Origin of the sequence: Sphingomonas sp. Leaf20 (genome assembly GCF_001421535.1) — a bacterium.
Classification (GTDB): domain Bacteria; phylum Pseudomonadota; class Alphaproteobacteria; order Sphingomonadales; family Sphingomonadaceae; genus Sphingomonas.
On the sequence record NZ_LMKN01000012.1, the window covers coordinates 44,340 to 62,905 of the forward strand.

Here is an 18,566-nt window from a genome sequence, read left to right on the forward strand (position 1 = left end):
CCGGCCAGAGTAGCAACGCACAGGGTATACCCTAAAAGCACTGTACTGCAGACGGACGTTTCGCACCGGCTTGGATCTCGGGCAGGGGGGGGAGCGCGCGGTATCCCGTTATAGTTCGTGCTATCAATGACACCGTTTCTGCAAGGCTGGTCGTGCGACGGCGTCAGCTAGGTGATCATGCCGTCCGAGGCATGTCGGTTATCGACGCCGTCACTGCCCTGACGTCCTGGATGTCCGATGCCTTCGTAACTGCCGCCATCAGATCGACGTCCGTCAGATCGCGGTGATCGATCCACCATTTGGCGTCAGTGACCCGAAGGCATGCGCTACAGTCGGCGTCGCTGTTTAAGTTGGTTAGCGCTGCGAGCCGCTTGGTCCTGATCGTCGACGCCCATCCGATTTGCCGATCGGTCCCCGCTAGCGGCGGAAGAACAAGGTGTGAGACAGCGGCGCTGCTCAACGCTGCCGCAGCGACCTCCTCAGCCTGCTTTTCCGCAACGAAGCAGTCTCGACAGGTAGTCGTCTTCAGCCACTTGGCCTTACGTTCCTGCTGGCTTTCAAAGCCGGTAAGATGATGAGCCTGCTCATGACCGCAGGCATGAATGATCCGCTGTTCCATGGCATGGATGATGTCCGTTCGTGGTTTGTGCGCAACGCCAATGAGTCAGGTTGAATCAGAATCGCGGCCAGTGGCTGACGACTGAACGGGAATGTCCAGCCAACTAAGCTGGCGCAACGCCGTCAGCGTTCACCAGATTTCGGCCAACCAGTGTGCCGATGAGCCGGACGCGCTTTTCTACCAGATCTACGGGGGTACGATGCAATTCCAGCTCGTAGCGGCCACCGACATCGCGGCGAAGATAGAAGGCTCCGCCATCGCGGACCAACGTGCCTATCTCGTTGATCCGGGTACCAATCGCTATCATCGCTATGTCGTCGCTCCGTTGATGATCATGCAAAATTGTGGGCGATCCTTGGGGCAGCCGATGCTCCTTGGTAGTCCCATGATCCTGCTAATTCATTCCTGACCGGTCTCTAAAGACTGATATTCCGCCGCGCCATTTCAACGAATGCCATATCCCCGATTGGTGAGCGGGGCTCGGCTTTAAAGATGTCAGCCAAATCGAGCAGATCCTCGTTGGAAAGGTCCGCGAACGAGGCTTCGATCTCGGCAAGGCGCCGCACGGCGTGATCGCCGCGATCGGCGACCCGCTTCATTCTTGTCTTGAGCATGCCGCCTTTTATCATAAACGTCGCGGGGGCGGCAGGGGCATTTACGGCCGGTTGGCTGAGATAAATCGGCCAAAAATGCCTGCTATCTGCAGGCGGAAGAAGCTTCTTTGACGGAGAACCGCACCGCGTTCTGGCAGCAGATCCCAAAGCTGCAGGAACGCACAGCTTCAAAGAGCGAACGGCGCCATCGCGGTGCATGCGGACTGCCCGCATTTGCGGTAAAACTGGTGGAAAGCGGCCCGGCCGCTTTCGGGCAGCGGTCGCTGTAAGCAGCCGTTCGTTCATTTGATAGGGCAGGGGCCTAATTGGCCGGGTTCTGGTAGACCGGACGGGCCGCTTTCGGCGTGCAGTTGCATCAAGCATTCGTTAGTTCACTTGATCTGTCACGGGGTAAGCCGCTGGTCGCCCGTTTAGCAGCTCGGCCTGTTACGGGTGACGATGTGCCGTAACCTGACTATCGTTGATGCAGCGGGACAAGGGCGTTAAATCCCCGTGGGTAGTGATAACCATGAGTACGCCTTAAAATACCGAGCAGGCAAACCTAGACCCAGGCTGATAGCGTCGGTGAACTGTAAGAGGACTTGGATTTGCACACGCTATACGAAACGATCGAGCCCTATCATTCCGGCATGCTCGACGTCGGTGACGGGCATTCGGTGTATTTCGAGCGCTGCGGCACGCCTGGGGGCAAGCCCGCAGTGTTCCTCCATGGCGGGCCAGGCGGGGGCATCTCGGCAAAACATCGCCAGCTGTTCGATCCTGCGAGATACGATGTGCTGCTGTTCGATCAGCGAGGATGTGGGCGGTCGACGCCGCATGCCGGGCTCGACGCGAACACCACCTGGGATCTGGTCGCTGACATGGAGCAACTGCGCACGATGATCGGTGTCGAACGCTGGCTAGTGTTCGGTGGATCCTGGGGATCGACGCTGGCGCTAGCTTATGCACAGACGCATCCCGAACGAGTCAGCGAGCTGGTCCTGCGCGGCATCTTCACCTTGCGGACGTCGGAGCTCGACTGGTATTATCAGTTTGGCGCGTCGGAGGTGTTCCCCGACAAATGGGCAGCATTCGAGGCGCCGATCCCGATTACTGAGCGTGACGACATGCGCGGCGCGTACCGCAAGCGTCTGACCGGCTACGATCCCGCGGCACAGATCGAGGCGGCCAAGGCCTGGGCGTTGTGGGAGGGCGAGACAATCACCTTGCTGCCCGATCCGGCGACCAGCGCGGGGTTCGAGGACGCGCATTTCGCGCTGGCGTTCGCACGGATCGAGAACCATTATTTCGTCAATAACGGCTGGCTCGACGAGGGACAGTTGATCCGCAATGCGGGCATGCTCGCGGGCATTCCCGGCACGATCGTCCAGGGCCGTTACGACATGGTCTGCCCGGCACGCACCGCGTACGATCTGCATCACGCCTGGCCCGAAGCGGACTTTCATCTGGTGGAGGGCGCCGGTCATGCCTGGAACGAGCCGGGTATCCTCAACCAATTGATCCGCGCGACGGACCGCTACGCCGCCGATTAGGCGGGCGCGCGGGCCAGTCGGCGAGGAATGGTGAAGTCGGTTTCGCCAGCCTCTGAGATCGCGGTTGCCATCACGTGGTGCATCGGCGCGCGCGTGCAGGCGGGATCGGTCGCGGCGGCGTTGCCGGCAAGTGCTAGCGCCTGGCAGCGACATCCGCCCCAATCGATCTCGCGGCGGTCGCAGCCTTGGCATGGTGCCGGCATCCAGTCGGTGCCGCGGAACCGCGCAAATGCTTCGGCGTCATGCCAAAGATCGAAGAGCGACCATTCGCGGACCGAGGGGAATTCCATGTCGGGGATCGTCTCGGCGGCATGGCAGGGCAGTGCCTTGCCGGAGGGCGAGATGTTGATGAAACGCTGGCCCCAGCCGCCCATACAGGCCTTGGGCCGCGCCGCATAATAATCGGGGACGACGTAATCGATCGCGATCCGGCCGTGCAGTCGAGCGCGCGCAGCCTCGACGATCGCGGTGGTGCTCTCAAGCTGGTCGATCGTCGGCAGCAGCGCGTTGCGATTGCGCAGCGCCCACCCGTAATACTGGACGTGAGCGATCTCCATGCGTTCGGAACCGAGCGCTTCGCCAAGCGCGATCATCTCCTCGACCCGATCGATATTCTGGCGGTGAACGACGAAGTTGCTCGTCAGAGGCAGGCCAGAGTTGCGGATCAGCGCAGCGGCGAGCAGTTTCTTCGCATGGCCGCCACGATAACCGCCCGCGACGTCCGCGCGCAGAGCCTCGCTGTCCTGGAAGCTCAGCTGTACATGATCCACCCCCGCCGTGATCAGCGCGCGCATCCGCTCGGCGTCGAGCAGCACCCCGGAGGTGATGATGTTGGTATAAAGCCCAGCGGCGTTCGCATGGGCTACGAGCTGTTCCAGATCGCGCCGCGCCATCGGTTCGCCACCCGAGAAATGAACCTGCAGCACGCCGAGCGCGGCCGCCTCGTCGAGCACGCGGAGCCATTCGTCGGTCGCCAGTTCGCTGGACGGCGGATCGAGCTTCAGCGGATTCGAGCAATAGGCGCATTGGAGGGGGCAGCGGTGGGTGAGTTCAATGATGAGTCCCATCGGGGGTGGGGTCATAGCTGTATCGCTCCGCGGAGGGAAAGGTCGTCGAGGGCCGCCACGACGTCGTCCGCGATCGTCTCGCGCGGGGCATCGAACCGGCGGGCAAGGTCGTCGACGATATGGTCGGTCGTGCGCGCTCCGTCGACGAGCCTCAGGATTTCCACCGCAATGTCGTCGGGCATGAACAGCTTTTCGGGCGCGAGGATGATCCAGACGTTGCGGACGGTGTCGAAGCGGAACTTCACGCCGCGCTTGAAACGAGGCACTGCAGTCATCGTACGTCCTGCGGCACGAACGCGCCGGGCGGGATCAGTCCGGGCGCGACATAGGCGAGGTACAGCCCATCGAGCTGCGACCAGAGCACGTCGCACTTGAAGCGCAACGCCGACAGCACCGCCTGCTGCTTCTCCGCCGTATCGGCATGCGCCTTCACATAGGCGAGCGCGAAGTCGCTGTCCTGCGGCGCCTGGGTGAGGCGCGGGGTGAAGTAGGACAGCGTATCGGGCGTTATGAAGTCGTAATGCGCGAGCATGCCGGACACGCGCTCGGCGATGATGGTCGGCGAGAAGAGTTCGGTCAGCGACGATGCCACCGCCTCCAGCAACGTGCGGTCGCGGACGAAATGGACGTAGGCGTCGACCGCGAAACGGGTGGTCGGCAGGATCGCGTCGGTACTCTTGACCAGCGCACGGTCCAGGCCGACGCCCTCGGCCAGCTTGATCCAGCGTTCGATACCGCCGGGCTTGCTGCCATCGCCGTCGTGATCCTCGATCCTTCGGCGCCACTCGCGGCGCAGCTCCGAAGTCGGCAGGCGCGCGAGCAGATGCGCGTCCTTCACCGGGATCTGATTCTGGTAGTAATAACGGTTCAGTGCCCAGGCCTGAACCTGGCCGCGGGTGAGCTTACCGTCGTGGAGGAGGCGGTGGAACGGATGGAGGATATGATAACGCTCGGCGCCGATCGCGCGAAGCGCTGTTTCCAAGCCATCGTCGTCCATCAATTCGGTCATAATGTGAACCGCAAACCGTCCTCGGCGATGATCCACTTCGCGGCTTCGGCCTCGGTGCGCTCGGGGCTGTCGTCTAGCAGCACGGGGTTGGAATTGTTGATGTGGAGCGCGATGCGTCGTCCGATCGTCAGGTCGGCAAGCGATGCTATCGAGCCTCCTGCACCGGCCATGCTCATATGGCCCATACGGCGGCCCGTCTTGGCGCCGAGCCCGGCATGGATCATCTCGTCGTCGTCCCACAAAGTCGCATCGAAGAAGAGCAGGTCGGCGCCGTCGATCCGCGCACGCAGGTCGTCCGTCATCGCCGCGCAGCCGGGAATGAAGAGGACGCGGTGCGTGCCGTCGGAAATCTCTGCGCCGACCGTGGTGTCGTCGACCAGGATCGGCTGCATGCGGTCGCCATCCTCCATGTAAAGCGGGACCTTGCCCGGCACCGCGAAGAGCGTCGCGGTTAGCGTGTCGTCCAGCGCTATGGGCTGGCCGAGCATGACCGTGTGACGGTCGACGATGCCATCCGCCAGCACGTCGAAGATCGGATTGGCGGTGAGGATGGCGTGCACGGCTGTGGTCGCATGCAGTGCGAAGGGCTCGCGTTCGCGCAAGGTCAACAGTCCGGCAATCACGTCGACGTCGCCGCCGGTGAGCACGACGCTAGCAATCGGGGTCGAGCGTCGGCCATGGGTGGGATGCAGCGCCGACGTGAGTTCAAGCTGGCGACGTAGGTCGGGCGAGGCGTTGAAAAGGTGCCAGCGCTGACCATCGCCGCTGACCACGATGCTGGCTTGCGTCCGCGGACGTGCTGCAGTGTCACCGGCGCGGGCGCGGCGGGAGGCGGGCGAATGGCAGTTCCATTGGGGGAAGCCGCCGCCGGCCGCCGCCCCCAGGACGATGACGTCCATCTGCTATCAGACGAGTTCGGCGCACGCATAGCAGTTGATTTCGGCACCGAGGGCGATCTCGACGATCCGGGGCTTCTTCCAGGCCATTCACTGTCTCCTGTGCGCGGATATGCGCCTGCTGGACCCTAGCGATCGGTCGATGCGAGGGAATTGGCCTTAAGTACGACTTGGCCAAATCGCGCCGGACTAGCTGCTTGATCATCCGACCCGGTTGGCGATCAGGTGATCGACGACGCTTGGATCGCCCAGCGTGCTGGTGTCGCCGAGGCTCGAGGTGTCGCCTTCCGCGATCTTGCGCAGGATGCGGCGCATGATCTTTCCCGAGCGCGTCTTGGGCAAAGCCGGAGCGAATTGGAGTTTGTCGGGGGTTGCGATCGGGCCGATCTCGGTGCGTACCCAGCGGCACAGCTCGTCGCGCAGGTCGTGGCTATGGTCGATGCCGTCGTTGAGTGTGACATAGGCGTAGATGCCCTGGCCCTTCACGTCGTGCGGCATGCCGACCACTGCCGCCTCGGCGACGTGTTTGTGCAGCACCAGCGCGCTTTCGACTTCGGCCGTGCCCATCCGGTGCCCGCTAACGTTGATCACGTCGTCGACGCGGCCGGTGATCCAGTAATAACCGTCCTCATCGCGGCGACATCCATCGCCGGTGAAATACTTGCCCTGGTAGGTCGAGAAATAGGTCTGAAAGAAGCGTTCGTGATCGCCCCAGACGGTCCGCATCTGGCCTGGCCAGCTCTGCGTGATGACGAGGTTGCCTTCCGCCGGACCGACCAGCACGTTGCCCTTCTCGTCGACCAGTTCCAGCGTCACGCCGGGCAGGGGCTTGGTTGCCGAACCCGGCTTCAATGCGGTCGCGCCGGGCAGTGGGCAGATCATGATACCGCCGGTCTCGGTCTGCCACCACGCGTCGATGATCGGCGCTCGTCCGCCGCCGACGACATCGTGATACCAGCGCCATGCCTCGGGATTGATCGGTTCGCCGACACTGCCGAGCAGCTTGAGCGACGAGCGATCGGTGCGCGTGACGAAATCGTCGCCTTCTTTCATCAGCGCGCGCAGCACGGTCGGTGCGGTAAACAGTGTGTGGACCTTGTGGCGATCGACGATCTCCCAGATCCGGCTGGCGTTCGGCCAGTTCGGAAGCCCCTCGTACATCAAGGTCGTCGCACCATTGGCTAGCGGGCCGTAGAGGATGTACGTGTGGCCGGTGACCCAACCGATATCGGCGGCACACCAGTAGATGTCGCCGGGCTGGTAATCGAACGCCATCTCATGGGTGTAGGCCGCCCAGAGCAGATAGCCGCCACTAGTGTGCAGCACGCCCTTGGGCTTGCCGGTCGATCCGCTGGTGTAGAGCACGAACAGCGGATCTTCGGCGGCGACCGGCACCGCGGGGCAGTCGGTGCCGACTCCCTCGGCTGCTTCGTGATACCAGACGTCGCGGGTGTGCATCGTCACGTCGCCGCCGGTCGCCTTGACGACGATGACGCGCTTGAGGCCTGGAGCCTTTTCGGCGGCGGCATCGACATTGGCCTTCAATGGAATGCGCTTGCCGCCACGACAGCCTTCGTCGGCGGTGACGACGATCGTCGATCCACAATCCTCGATCCGCCCGGCAATCGCCTCGGGGGAGAAGCCGCCGAACACCACCGAATGCACCGCACCGAGCCGCGCGCAGGCGAGTACCGCGAATGCCGCTTCGGGGATCATCGGCAGGTAGATCGTGACGCGATCGCCCTTCGCAACGCCCTGCGCGGTCAGCACGTTGGCGAAGCGGCACACTCCGGCATGGAGTTCGCGGTAGGTGATGTGACGAGGCGCATCGGTGGGGCAGTCCGGCTCCCAGATGATCGCGACCTGATCGCCGCGTGTATCGAGATGCCGGTCTAGACAGTTCGCGGCGACGTTCAGTTCGCCGTCCTCGAACCATTTGATGTGGAAATCATCTTTCGCGAACGACCAGTCGCCTGCGATCTCGGGTACCTTCGTCCAGTCCAGCCGCTTCGCCTGTTCCAGCCAGAACGCGCCCGGATTGCTCGACGCCGCTTCATACAGCGTGTCGTAGCCGTCCCCGTCGATGCGGGCGTGGTCGGCCCAGCCACTGGTTACGGGGAAGATGGTCTGTTCGGTCATAGGTGTCCCGGAAAGAAGAGGCCGCGGGGCGATGATGTCCCGCGGCCGGGCGTCGGATCAGAAGAACAGGATCGCACCCGCTGCCAAAGTATCGGACTTGGCATCGTTGCCGTTATGGGCCTCGGCCTTGGTCCGCGTGTATTCGCCGATCAGCGTGACCCAGCTGGTCAGGCCGTAGCGCGCCTGACCGACCCAACTGCTGTTCTTGTCAAGCAGCGTCGGGTTGACCTCGTTGCGGGCAAGATCGAGGAAGCTCGCGCCGTAGCTTCCGCCGAGCGTGAGCTTGCCGATCGTGTACGTGCCCTGGGCATAATAGCCGCTACTGTCGCGCTTGCGCCCGGCGGCGTCTGTGGAGAGGATGAACAAGCCGGTCGTACCGATGCCCGAGCCATTGTAATAGTAACCAAGCAAACCAAAGCCGGCATAGGTCAGCTTCGCGCCGACATCGAAGCCGCTGCCGGTGTAGCTGGGAGATCCATCGACCCCGTCATGCTTCTGGGTGATGCCGCCAGCCCAAAAGTGTCCACCGAGCTGATCCGACTTGAAGTCATAGGTGACTTTAGCTTGGAAGCCGGGCGAACCATTGACCTCCGAATTGCCGATCGTCTGGAGCGGCTGGAAGATGCCGGCGCTTACCTGGAGCCCACCGAATTTGGGGCTGGAATAGGTGATCTGGGGCTGGAAGTCGGTGTAGATATAGCCGATGCCGATCCGCCCGAGCGAGGTGTTCGACGGCGCGACGTTGCCGCCGGTCGAGCCGACGCCGAGCAGTGTAATATCGTTGAGGATCGCGTCCGAGCCGAACAGGCCGATGTCGCGACCGACCTTGATCGTGCCGAAATTGGGCTTTCCGAAGGTAAGGTAGGTCTGGCGGGCGTCGATGCCCGATGTGGCGAGCGCTTGCGGCGTACCGGCTGAATTGGCCCCGCCCACGTTGGAGACGCTGTTGATGCCGGGATACAGGCCAATATGCGCGGCGACGTCCCAACCGCCCTGGTTGGTCGATACGTCGATGCCGAAGATGCCGGGCAACAGGCCGTTGCGGATCGACGAGCTGCTTTTGCCAACGGCGGCGAGGCCGCCGACGACGGTATTGCTGGCAATCGCGCGGTCGCCATTGTCGTGGACGTAGAAGCCGTTGACCGATCCGGAGAATTTCACGGTCACGCCGCCGAACTCCATGCCGACGCCGGCTTCGGTCATGCGGACGGAGCGCTTGTCGTCAAGCTGAGCCTGCGCGGCCTGTTGCGGCGCCTGGGGCGCACTGGTGGCGACGGCGGTAGGCTGAGACGGTGCGACTTCGGCGGTCTTGCGGGCAACGAGCGCGTTGTATTCGTCATTGGTGAGGATGCCCTTTTCCTTCAAGCGCAAGAGCAACTGACTGGTCGTGTCATCGGCCTGTGCGAAAGCGGGCGTTGCCGCACAGCACAGTAAAGTCCCGCCTGCCGCCGTTGCCAGCAGATTGCCTAGTCCGATCATCGAAACCTCCCTTTGCGACGCGATGTGATCTGCGCCTTGTTGCAAAGGCTGGCGGATACAGGCGGTCGCGAAAATTAGACTTTGGGTCCGGCGTGCGATTGACGTCAGGGTGCGATCGCGACTCCCCAGGGTGCGCGGCCGGCGGGGATCGTCGCGGTCACCTTGGCGGTCGCGATGTCGATCACCGACACGGTGTCGCTGAGGCCATTGGCGGCGAAGGCGCGCCTGCCGTCGGGGCTGATCGCGAGGTGCCAGACGCGGAGGCCGACGGGAACGATCCGCGTAACCTTGTGGCTGGCAACGTCGATGAACGCGACGGCGTTGCCGCGGCCCAAGGCAACCAACGCGGTCTTGTGATCGGGGGTAAACCGGATGCCGACCGGCATGATCTTCTCGGGGTTGGTGCCGGGGATTGCGAAGCGGATCGTGTCGGTTACCGTCCGAGCTGCGGTGTCGACGATCTGAACCGTCCCGCCGATCTCGGCCGAAACCCATAACTGTTTGCCGTCGCGCGTATATTCGGCATGACGCGGACGTTGCTCGACCGCGGTGACGCCGGTCGGCTGGTGGCTGGCGATATCGATCCAGTGGAGCGAATTGTCGGTCTCCGCGGTCGATACCGCGGTCTTGCCGTCGGGACTGACCGCCATCCCCTCGGGCTCGACGCCGACCACGACTTGGAACGCGACTTTCCGCCCCGGCACGTCGATCGCGGTGACCGCGGCGTCCCGCTCGTTGGAGGCGAACAGCAGCGTGCCGTCGGGGGAGAGCGCGAACGTCTCCGGATCCTCGCCCGAAGGCAGGTCGGCGATGAGCTTGCCGGTCTTGCTGTCAATCACCTGCACGGCATTCTCGTCGCTGGCGCAGACGTAGAGCTGAGTACCGTCACGCGACAGGATGATGCCGCGCGGGCGACGGCCAACTGGCCACGTCGCGATCGGTTTCAGCGTCGCGCCGTCTATGACGGTGATCGAGTTTCCCTTCTCGTTGGAAACGTAGATCGTCTCCGCAAGTGCAGGAGCGGCGGCGGTCAACGCCAGCAGGGGAAGCAGGGTCAGGGTTCGCATTTGCCGACACTAACTCGAATGAGCGCGCAACACCCTGATACCAAAGTGCAATAGGACTAGCGCGTGGGCCGTCCATAGGGTTCTGCCATGCCGCGTCAGATCGGCCGACGGCAATGGTGAGGTGTTTGGAATGGCTGGAAGAGTATCGCGGTTCGTCTTCGCGGCTTCGGCAATGGTCGCGGCCGGATCGATCGGCATCAATGTGTATGCGCATGGCAATGTAACGCCCCAAGCCGTCGACACGACCGCGCTGAAGGACATTGGCACTACATGGCTGAAGGTGAACCCGTATCGCAGCGACGCGACCGCGATCAAGATCGGCGAGAGCGCGTATGGCCAGAATTGCGCGCGCTGCCACGGCTTGGAGGCCATCTCCGGCGGGATCGCGCCGGACCTGCGCTATCTCGACGTCGGCGAGGCGGGTGACGAATGGTACATCCAGCGATTCCAGCATGGCTCGGTCCGCGATGGCAAGGTGTACATGCCGCCGATGGGCGACGTGCTGGGGCAGAAGGCCGGCTGGGCGATCCGTTCCTGGCTCGACACGAAGCATTCGGAGGAGTGATCGTGAGACCATCGCGGCGGGCGTTTCTCGGCGGCGCATTGGCCAGCGCCGCGCTGGTGCCGTTCGGAACGGCGGCAGCGGCACCGATCGACAAGATCAAGGCGAACGGCGTGCTGCGCGTCGCGGTATACCGCGATTTCGAGCCATGGTCGTGGAAGCGGGACGGCAAGATCGTCGGGATCGACGTCGAGATCGCCGAAGCCATCGCGAAGAAACTCGGGGTCCGTGCCGAACCGATCGACTTCCTCGCGGACGAGGGGGTGTCGGACGATCTCCGAAACATGGTGTGGCGCGGCTCGCTGGTCGGCGGGACGGTCTGCGACGTGATGATGCACGTGCCGGTCGATCGGGCGTTCGCGCTCGCCAACGACCGTGCGGTGATCGGCGCGCCTTACTACCGCGAAGGTTTCCAGATGGCCTGCGGCCTCGACACCGACTGCGAGGTCGCGCCCGCGGCGTTCAAGGGCATGCGCCTGGTTGCCGAGCTCGACAGCATCCCTGACTTCTATCTGTCTGGCTCGTTCGGCGGCGTGCTGCGCCCCGACGTCAAGCATCTCACCAGCGGTCAGGCGGCGATCGACGCAGTCAAGACCGGCGACGCCGACGTCGCGATGGCGAGCCGCGCGCAGATCGAACATGCGCTTCATGGCGGCAGTAAGACGGTGAAGGTCCGCAAAGGCCCCCTGCCGGCACTGCCGAGTCCGGGTTGGGACATCGGCATGGCGGTCAAGGACGACAGCCGCGATCTGGCGGACGCACTCGATACGATGATCGCCGGATTTCGCACCGACGGAACGCTGGACGCCATTTTCGCACGGTACGGTGTCTCGCCGAAAACGCCAATCTCGATCTAGCGTGGTCGCAGCGACCGAAGGTCCTATGTGGCGGTGGCGAGTCTGAGATTATCCTGAGAAAATTCCAAGACGGTTCAAAGAACGGGTCGATCCAATGAATGGACGAACAGGAGGGGAGAAGACGATGACGTTTCGCATGACGCGCGCGGCCGCACTGCTGGCGGGGGCCGCCATGATGGCGACGACGCCGCTCGCAGCGGCGGTCAAGGATGCTGCCGCCCCGGCTGCGACGCCGGCGGCACCTGCCGCGCCGCCGATGGCCGGGGCCGGCCCGACCGACGCCGACCTGATGAGCGACGCGAACACCCCTGGCGACATTCTGACCTACGGCATGGGGCCCAAGGCTCAGCGCTACAGCACGATCACCCAGATCAACGATACCAATGTCGCCAAGCTGGTCCCGGCCTTCTCCGCCTCGCTCGGTGGTGAAAAGCAGCGCGGCCAGGAATCGCAGCCGATCGTCTATGACGGCACGATCTACGTGACCGGCTCCTATTCGCGACTGTTCGCGTTCGATGCGAAGACCGGCGAAGAGAAGTGGCAATACGACGCGCGTCTGCCCGACGGCATTATGCCCTGCTGCGACGTGGTCAACCGCGGTGCGGCGATCTACGGCGACAAGATCATCTTCGCGACGCTCGACGCGCACATGGTCGCGCTCAACCGCAACACCGGCAAGGTGATCTGGAACAAGACGCTGCAGGATTACGCGGCGGGTTACTCGAACACCGCGGCACCGATCATCGTCAAGGGCAAGGTGATCTATGGCAATTCGGGCGGTGAGTTCGGCGTCATCGGCAAAGTCGAGGCGCGCGACGTCAACACCGGCGAGCTGGTCTGGTCGCGGCCGACGATCGAAGGCAATATGGGCTCGCTCAACGGCAAGGACTCAACGATCACCGGCAAGACCAACGCGAGTTGGCAGGGCGATCAGTACAAGACTGGCGGCGGCGCGCCATGGCTGGGCGGCACCTACGATCCCGACACCAATCTGCTCTTTTTCGGTACCGGCAACCCGGCACCTTGGAACAGCCATCTGCGGCCGGGCGACAATCTCTACACCTCGTCGACGCTGGCGATCGATGCCGACACCGGCGAAATCAAATGGCATTACCAGTATACGCCGCACGACGGCTGGGATTTCGACGGCGTGAACGAGTTCATCCCGTTCGATGCCAAGATCGGCGGCAAGATGATGAAGCTTGGCGCGCAAGCTAATCGCAACGGCTATTTCTTCGTGCTAGACCGGACGACCGGCAAGTTCATCTCGGCCAATCCGTTCGTGTCCAAGACGACCTGGGCAAAGGGCTATACCAAGGCCGGCCGGCCCATCTTCGACGATACCAACCGTCCGGGTCCGCCTTCGACCGAAAAGGGTACGACGGTGTTCTCCGCGCCTGCGTTCCTCGGCGCCAAGAACTGGATGCCGATGGCGTATAGCGGCCAGACGGGGATGTTCTACGTGCCTTCCAACGAATGGGGCATGGATATCTGGAACGAGCCGATCGCGTACAAGAAGGGCGCGGCCTATCTGGGCGCGGGCTTCACGATCAAGCCGCTGTACCCCGATCATATCGGCGTGCTGCGCGCGATCGATCCCGCCACCGGCAAGATCGCGTGGGAATACAACAACAAGGCGCCACTGTGGGGCGGGGTGCTCGCGACCGCGGGGAATTTGGTCTTCACCGGCACGCCCGAGGGCTATCTGAAGGCATTCGACGCGAAGACCGGCAAGGAACTCTGGAAGTTCAACACCGGATCGGGCGTGGTCGGTTCGCCGGTCACTTGGACCCAGGACGGCGAGCAGTTCGTCGCGGTCATGTCGGGCTGGGGTGGCGCGGTGCCGCTATGGGGTGGTGAGGTCGCCAAGGCGGTGCAGCATATCAACCAGGGCGGTGCGCTCTGGGTGTTCAAGCTGCCAAAATCGTGATGATCGAGAATGGGATGTCGCAGGCGGCATCCCATTCCTTGTCGCGCGCTGAGCCGGTACACCAGCCGCGGGCAGGGGGGCATGACGTGGAACGGGTGCTAATCGCGGACGATCATCCGCTCGTACGGGACGGACTCCGCACCGTCATCTCGGTCGCGTTCGATCAGTGCGAATTGTTCGAGGCGTCGTCGATCGCCGAGGCCATCGCAATCGTCGAGCGTGAAGGCGATTTCGACCTCGTCCTGCTCGATCTCAACATGCCCGATGCCGAAGGGTTTTCGGGACTTGCCCAGATGCGCGACCGGTTCCCGTCGGTACCCGTCGTGATCGTATCGGGTGCGTGCGAGGGCGGTTTGATCAGCGCGTCGATTGCCAACGGCGCGGCCGGGTTCATCCCGAAGTCGCTCAAGCGCAGCGCGATCGTCGAGGCGATCCAGTCAATCCTGGCGGGCGACGTCTTCATGCCGGAAGAATTCCGGACTATCGGCGCGGACAATGTCGCACTCGACGACATCCGCCGCCGCGTCGAAACGTTGACGCCGCAACAGCGCGTCGTGTTGGGGCTGGTCGTCGGCGGCAAGCTCAACAAGCAGATCGCGTTTGAACTTGATGTCTCGATGACGACGGTGAAGGCGCACGTCTCGGCGATCCTGGCGAAACTGAACGTTTATAGCAGGACCCAAGCCGTGATCCTGGCAAACAAGATCAATTTCGTGCCGGCACCGTTGGCGGCCCGGCACTGAGGAGACCGATTAAAGTTTACCGACATTCGAGCTTTTAACCTTCCCTTGCCAGGAGGGGGTGTCGCGAACGCGACTGAGGGGGAGGTTACGGAACGGAGATGGTCGTTTGCCACCCCCTCCTTCGGGCGCCCCCCCCCGGGGGATGACAATCGCCTTTTGCGTGTTCTACCCTGTCAGCCGCGCCAGCAACGCCCGCAACTGCGCCGGCTTCACCGGCTTCTGCAATACATGCAGACCGGCACCCAGCAACCGGTCGCGCAGGTCCGGTTCGCGGTCCGCGGTGATGATCACCGCCGGTGTCGGCCGGTCGAGCAACGTACGCAACTGGGCCACGACGACTTCCCCGGTCATGCCGTTACCCAGATGATAGTCCGCCAGGATCACCTCTACCGGTGCGCTAGACGCGGCGATCGCTTCCCTCGCCTCGGACCCACCGACCGCGGTCAAGACGTCGCAACCCCAGCCCTCCAGTACGGCCCGCATGCCTTCGAGGATTATTTCCTCGTTGTCGATTACTAGCACGGTGCGCGCGGCGATCCCGCGGCGGGCGGCGGGGGTGGCGGCGCAAATCTGACGCGTACCCTCGACTGTCAGCGGCACCGTCACGCAGAAGGTCGACCCTTGACCGATCGCCGATCGCACGCCGATCGGGTGGTCTAGCATTCGCCCGGCACGCTGCACGATCGCGAGGCCTAGACCCATGCCACGCTCATGCCCCGAGTTCAGCCGGCGAAACTCTTCGAAGATCTCACCATGGTGCGTGGGATCGATCCCCGCACCAGTATCGGTGACCGCGATCTGGACATGCGCTCCTTCGTGCCGTGCGGCCATCACAACGCCACCCTGCCGGGTGTAGCGCAGCGCGTTCGACAAGAAGTTCTGCAGGATTCGTCGCAGCAGGCGCGCGTCCGTGCGGACCCAGGCGGTGGTCGGCTCGACAGTCAGCGTCAACCCGCGCGTGCTTGCCGCCAGCGCGAACTCGGCGTGCAGCGCGCGCATCAATTCGCCGAGCGGCACGTCAGTGATCTCGGGCGTTACCGCGCCTGCGTCGAGCTTCGAGATTTCCAGCAGTGCTTCGAGCAAGTCCTCAATCGAGTCTAGCGCCGAGCCGGTCTGTTCGACCAACGTCCGATTCGCCGGCGCCAATCGGCGTGTTGCCAAGGCCGAGACAAACAATCGCGCGGCGTTCAACGGCTGCAAGAGATCGTGGCTCGCGGCGGCGAGGAACCGTGTCTTCGACAGGTTCGCCTGTTCCGCGGCGGTCTTCGCTTCGCGCATCGCGGCCTCGGCGGCGACGCGTTCAGCGACCTGCTGCTGAAGCTCCATATTGACCGCGACGACCGCGGCAGTGCGTTCCTGCACCCGGCGTTCGAGCGTCTCGTTCGTCTCGCGCAACGCCGCCGCCGCACGCAGCCGGTCGGTGACGTCGTCGAAGCTCATCACCATGCCGCCTCCCGGCATCGGCAATCGTCGCACCTCGACGCTGCGGCCATCCTCCAGCGCGCGAACTGCTACGATTTCCGGTTCTCCTTCGCCGAGCCAGCCAAGCGTGTCGGCAGCGTCGGCACGCGGTAACGCGGTGCGGCACCACTGGATCAATGCGGCGTGCTCCGCTATTTCCAGCCTTGCCCGCGTCGGCTGCAGCTTGAGAAACGCGAGCAGCGGATCGTTCCACGCAAGCAGCGCGCGTTCACGATCGAACACGCACACGCCCTGCGGCATCGCATCGAGCGTCGCCTGCAACACGACCGCGCGCTCGGCGAGCTCGCGCGCGCGCAATCGGGCATCCTCGGCCTTGATGTCGGTGATGTCGGTATAGACGCCGACGACGCCGCCTTCGGTTGTGCGCCGCTCGTTGACCTGGATCCAGCGGCCGTCGGCAAGCGCGATAACCTGGCCACCCTCAGCGAGCTCATGCGCCGCGCCACGCTCCGATATCCAGCGATCGGGTGCGACCATCGCTCCGAGCATCCCGCTGGTTTCGCCGATCTTGCCTAGAATCTCGTCGAAGCGCACACCTGGTACGATCTGGTCGGCGACCTTGGGCCAAAGCGACAAATAGGTCTGGTTGCATAGCACCAGCCGATCGTCCGCGTCGAAGATCGCGAATCCCTCGTTGATCGTTTCGATCGCGTCGCCCAAACGGCGGCCTGCACTGTCTGCGGCGTCGGTCGCCTGAGCGAGTTCGGCGTTGGTCGAGGCGAGTTCGCCGAGCGCGCGTTCCAGGTCCGCCGTCCGTTCACGGACCTTCCCCTCCAGCGAGATCGCGGTCTCAAACACCGAAAAAGCGTTGCCGCGCAGATCGGTCGATCGCTCGACCCGGCCCATCAGCGACGCGTTGATCCGCGCGAGTTTCCCCAGCTGGATTTCGAGCGAGGCGACCCGGTCGTCGCGATGCCCATCAGTATCCGCGATCATCGCCCGATCGCCAGCCCGCTGAAAGTCTGGTTGACGTGCAGCGCGTGATATTGCTCGCCGTACGTATTGAACCCAACGACACCTCGATCTGCGAACAGCGCCGATACCGCGCTGCGCAATTGGCGCTGCTCAACCTCGACGTTATTCAGGACACAGTCGAAGCCGAGGATACGGTCGATCCCGCCGACCGAAAGATCGAGATTTTCGAACAGGTCGTGGAGATTCTGCATGATGTCGGTCGCTTCGCCCAACGTCAGGACGATACCCTCGTCGATCGCGCAGTAGAAGGTGAGGCTACCATCGGGGTTCGCGGTCTGGATCGATCGCACGAAATATTCGCCGCCTGCGCGGACCATCGGCGGGTGTGCCGCGAAGTGGTTGGGGCTGAGTTCCGCCACGGTCGTGCCGATCAGCCGCGCATATTCCTCGACCGCGGGCTCGGCATTGATCTCATGGACGATGCGCGTCACCGGGTCGGCGACGGTGATGACCATCTTGACGCCGCCCGGGCCGTAATGCTGCGCACGAAACACCTTCATGCGTCGCGACGACGACAGGATTGCGACGATCGCGGCGTCGCGGCGAAACTGCCCTTCGTAGAACACGAACGTCTCGCGGAAATCGAGGCCATCGCCCGACGAGCCGCCGATCAGCGGCACCTCGCCCAGCGCATCCTGCAACGTCAGCGTCAGCATCTCTTCGCGATGCGAAAGCCCGTCGACCAGGAAGATCGCGGCGTGGCTTGGCGTGTCGCCCAGTTGCGGTCCTGGCAGCGCCGCGGTGGCGACCATCGAGCGCACCGTCTGCTGTGCGACGCGCGCATCGAACGTGTCGAGATTCTCGAAACAGGTCGCGCTCAATCGGAAATCGCTCGCGGGAAAGCCGATCGCGGTGATCGTGCCCTCGTCCAATCCGTCCGGCGTGATCTCGCCGGACGACGTACAACCGACGATCGTCAGACCCTCGGCACGGCTGCCGATCGCTTCGGCCAATGCGTCGAGCGGGTATCGGCTCGAACAGAACAGGACGATGCCAGCGAGTTCGGGCAGATCAAGCCGACCGAACAGATCGCGGATCGCCAGTTCGGGATCGGTCACGCGGGTCGCGGCGACACGGATCGGTGAGGACGGTGCACGCGACGGGTGAGGCGGAACGAACATCGCCGCGATCATGTCATGCTTGGGCAGTCCCGTCATCCGCCGATCGACCGGGTCAGGCGCCACGCTCGGGCGGGCCGGCCGCGTCGAGCGCATCGACTTCGGCGTCGGTAAAGACGCGGCTGCGGATCATGAAGCGCAGTCCCTCGGGTCCTTCGAGCGAGAACCCCGCGCCGCGCCCCGGGACGACGTCGATCGTCACCTGGGTATGCCGCCAATAGTCGAATTGCGCGGCGCCGATCCAGACGGGGACGCCACCTTCCGCCGTGCCGGGCGCGATCCGCCCGAGCAGGATGTCCTGCGTTCCGACGCGGAATTCTTCTGCCGGATAGCACATCGGCGCCGACCCATCGCAGCAGCCGCCGGACTGGTGAAACATCAGTGGGCCGTGCTGCGCGGCAAGCTTCGCTATCAGCGCATCGGCAGCGGCGGTGGACAGGATCCGGGGCGGGGCGAGCGTAGCAAAGGTCATGGAGC

19 protein-coding genes are annotated in these 18,566 nt (G+C 63.7%); 6 read left to right on the plus strand and 13 right to left on the minus strand.

Features of this window, described 5'->3' with window-relative positions:
• Positions 1-175 precede the first annotated feature (175 nt).
• Positions 176-619, minus strand: coding sequence for a hypothetical protein (locus ASE72_RS18585; protein ID WP_056025300.1), 444 nt, complete (start codon positions 617-619; stop codon positions 176-178).
• 91 nt (positions 620-710) lie between these two features.
• Here ASE72_RS18585 and ASE72_RS21240 point away from each other — a divergent pair, with 91 nt between their 5' ends.
• Positions 711-1,028 carry a hypothetical protein gene (locus tag ASE72_RS21240; protein WP_056025303.1) on the plus strand — a complete coding sequence of 106 codons (318 nt, stop codon included), beginning with the start codon at positions 711-713 and terminating at the stop codon, positions 1,026-1,028.
• 7 nt (positions 1,029-1,035) lie between these two features.
• Here ASE72_RS21240 and ASE72_RS18595 read toward each other — a convergent pair whose 3' ends face one another.
• On the minus strand, positions 1,036-1,233 hold the full coding sequence (locus ASE72_RS18595; RefSeq protein WP_056025306.1) for a hypothetical protein: 198 nt from the start codon (positions 1,231-1,233) through the stop codon (positions 1,036-1,038).
• A 587-nt stretch (positions 1,234-1,820) separates the two neighbouring features.
• Here ASE72_RS18595 and pip point away from each other — a divergent pair.
• Positions 1,821-2,765 (plus strand): prolyl aminopeptidase, encoded by a 945-nt coding sequence (gene pip, locus ASE72_RS18600; protein WP_197975369.1) that lies wholly within the window; start codon positions 1,821-1,823, stop codon positions 2,763-2,765.
• On the opposite strand, the gene pqqE is transcribed toward pip, so the two are convergent.
• The 8 genes from pqqE to ASE72_RS18640 form a co-directional block, all read right to left on the minus strand.
• Positions 2,762-3,847: a pyrroloquinoline quinone biosynthesis protein PqqE gene (gene pqqE / locus ASE72_RS18605; protein ID WP_081874103.1), complete on the minus strand. Its 1,086-nt coding sequence runs from the start codon at positions 3,845-3,847 to the stop codon at positions 2,762-2,764. The two genes, pip and pqqE, sit on opposite strands and share 4 nt — an antisense overlap.
• Complete coding sequence (gene pqqD / locus ASE72_RS18610; protein WP_031439394.1) at positions 3,844-4,107, minus strand: pyrroloquinoline quinone biosynthesis peptide chaperone PqqD; 264 nt, start codon at positions 4,105-4,107, stop codon at positions 3,844-3,846. Before pqqD ends, pqqE begins: the two co-directional genes overlap by 4 nt.
• Positions 4,104-4,841, minus strand: a complete 738-nt coding sequence (gene pqqC / locus ASE72_RS18615; RefSeq protein WP_031439393.1) for a pyrroloquinoline-quinone synthase PqqC — start codon at positions 4,839-4,841, stop codon at positions 4,104-4,106. The genes pqqD and pqqC overlap by 4 nt, the downstream gene beginning before the upstream one ends.
• Positions 4,838-5,740, minus strand: a complete 903-nt coding sequence (pqqB, locus tag ASE72_RS18620) for a pyrroloquinoline quinone biosynthesis protein PqqB (protein ID WP_031439392.1) — start codon at positions 5,738-5,740, stop codon at positions 4,838-4,840. The genes pqqC and pqqB overlap by 4 nt, the downstream gene beginning before the upstream one ends.
• 6 nt (positions 5,741-5,746) lie before the next feature.
• Entirely contained in the window at positions 5,747-5,827 is an 81-nt protein-coding gene (gene pqqA / locus ASE72_RS18625; RefSeq protein ID WP_042466497.1) for a pyrroloquinoline quinone precursor peptide PqqA, read from the minus strand.
• Positions 5,828-5,938: 111 nt separating this feature from the next.
• A complete protein-coding gene (acs, locus tag ASE72_RS18630) occupies positions 5,939-7,876 on the minus strand; it encodes an acetate--CoA ligase (protein WP_031439391.1) in 1,938 nt (645 codons plus the stop codon).
• Positions 7,877-7,933: 57 nt separating this feature from the next.
• Positions 7,934-9,355, minus strand: coding sequence for a porin (locus ASE72_RS18635; protein WP_056025310.1), 1,422 nt, complete (start codon positions 9,353-9,355; stop codon positions 7,934-7,936).
• Between the two features lie 104 nt (positions 9,356-9,459).
• On the minus strand, positions 9,460-10,422 hold the full coding sequence (locus tag ASE72_RS18640) for a PQQ-dependent catabolism-associated beta-propeller protein (protein ID WP_031439389.1): 963 nt from the start codon (positions 10,420-10,422) through the stop codon (positions 9,460-9,462).
• A 172-nt stretch (positions 10,423-10,594) separates the two neighbouring features.
• Here ASE72_RS18640 and pedF point away from each other — a divergent pair, with 172 nt between their 5' ends.
• The 4 genes from pedF (at position 10,595) to ASE72_RS18660 (ending at position 14,514) form a co-directional block, all read left to right on the plus strand.
• A complete protein-coding gene (pedF, locus tag ASE72_RS18645; RefSeq protein WP_407818298.1) occupies positions 10,595-10,987 on the plus strand; it encodes a cytochrome c-550 PedF in 393 nt (130 codons plus the stop codon).
• 2 nt (positions 10,988-10,989) lie between these two features.
• Positions 10,990-11,841 carry a substrate-binding periplasmic protein gene (locus ASE72_RS18650; RefSeq protein WP_056025361.1) on the plus strand — a complete coding sequence of 284 codons (852 nt, stop codon included), beginning with the start codon at positions 10,990-10,992 and terminating at the stop codon, positions 11,839-11,841.
• A 256-nt stretch (positions 11,842-12,097) separates the two neighbouring features.
• Entirely contained in the window at positions 12,098-13,771 is a 1,674-nt protein-coding gene (locus ASE72_RS18655) for a methanol/ethanol family PQQ-dependent dehydrogenase (protein ID WP_234422911.1), read from the plus strand.
• Positions 13,772-13,857: 86 nt separating this feature from the next.
• On the plus strand, positions 13,858-14,514 hold the full coding sequence (locus ASE72_RS18660; RefSeq protein WP_042467292.1) for a response regulator: 657 nt from the start codon (positions 13,858-13,860) through the stop codon (positions 14,512-14,514).
• A gap of 165 nt (positions 14,515-14,679) precedes the next feature.
• On the opposite strand, the gene ASE72_RS18665 is transcribed toward ASE72_RS18660, so the two are convergent.
• From ASE72_RS18665 to ASE72_RS18675, 3 genes are read right to left on the minus strand one after another with little or no spacing between them, the layout of a single operon-like run.
• On the minus strand, positions 14,680-16,932 hold the full coding sequence (locus ASE72_RS18665) for a hybrid sensor histidine kinase/response regulator (RefSeq protein ID WP_056025319.1): 2,253 nt from the start codon (positions 16,930-16,932) through the stop codon (positions 14,680-14,682).
• The gene (locus ASE72_RS18670; RefSeq protein WP_151992476.1) at positions 16,929-18,104 is read right to left on the minus strand and encodes an FIST N-terminal domain-containing protein; all 1,176 of its coding nucleotides are present in this window, start codon (positions 18,102-18,104) and stop codon (positions 16,929-16,931) included. Before ASE72_RS18670 ends, ASE72_RS18665 begins: the two co-directional genes overlap by 4 nt.
• A gap of 40 nt (positions 18,105-18,144) precedes the next feature.
• Entirely contained in the window at positions 18,145-18,561 is a 417-nt protein-coding gene (locus tag ASE72_RS18675) for a DUF779 domain-containing protein (RefSeq protein ID WP_031441028.1), read from the minus strand.
• Between the last annotated feature and the right edge of the window lie 5 nt (positions 18,562-18,566).